Source organism: Treponema sp. R8-4-B8, from assembly GCF_054786175.1.
Window position 1 is genome coordinate 1 of sequence record NZ_BDHE01000152.1, and the last position, 848, is coordinate 848.

At 47.4% G+C, this 848-nt stretch carries 1 protein-coding gene; it reads right to left on the reverse strand.

The window, feature by feature from the left end:
* On the reverse strand, positions 1-848 hold an 848-nt coding region (gene pncB, locus ACYVRA_RS07535), incomplete at both ends, for a nicotinate phosphoribosyltransferase (RefSeq protein WP_461252125.1).

The window sequence follows — 848 nt, forward strand, 5'->3', positions numbered from 1 at the left end:
AATTTCATAACTGGGGTAACGGGCGTAACATGGGTTACGCCTGATTTTCCTCTGAGGGCGGCAAGTTTATACACGCCGGTAAATGCGGCGGCGTTATCGCCGGTTACAAGGCGGGTTCCCACTCCCCAACTGTTTACGGGCGCGCCGTCTTTCACGAGCGTTTCAATTATATTCTCGTCAAGATCGTTGGAGACTGTGATAAAAGCGTTTTTAAGCCCCGCGCCGTCAAGCTGCCGCCTTACCTCGGTTGAAAGATACTGAATGTCTCCCGAATCAAGGCGCACTCCGAAATTTTTCCCCTTAGCCGCGAGTTTTTTTCCTGACTTTATCGCGTTAAGAATCCCGCTTTTTAAAGTGTCATAAGTATCGATTAAAAAAAGTGATCTGTCGGGGTACAGCGCGGCATAGGCGTCAAACGCTTCTTCCTCGTTTTTAAATGACATTACCCATGAATGAGCCATTGTTCCCATTACAGGAATTCCGTAAATTTTACCGGCTAAAGAGTTGCTTGTGCCGCAAGCGCCCCCGATGTACGCCGCGCGTGAGGCTGAAATCGCCCCGTCCGGCCCCTGAGCGCGGCGAAGACCAAACTCCATTATCTGCCCTTTCCCCGAAGCAAGCCAGATTCGGCGCGTTTTTGTAGCGATTAAACTTTGAAAGTTAATAATATTTAAAATAACGCCTTCGATTATCTGACATTCAATAAGGTTTCCTTCCGTCCTTATTAAAGGTTCCTGGGGAAAGACGACCGTCCCCTCGTCCATTGCCCAAAGTGAGCCGTTAAAACGAAAAGTTTTAAGATAATCGGTAAAACCGTTTTCAAATACGACCAAACTTTTTAAATAGGC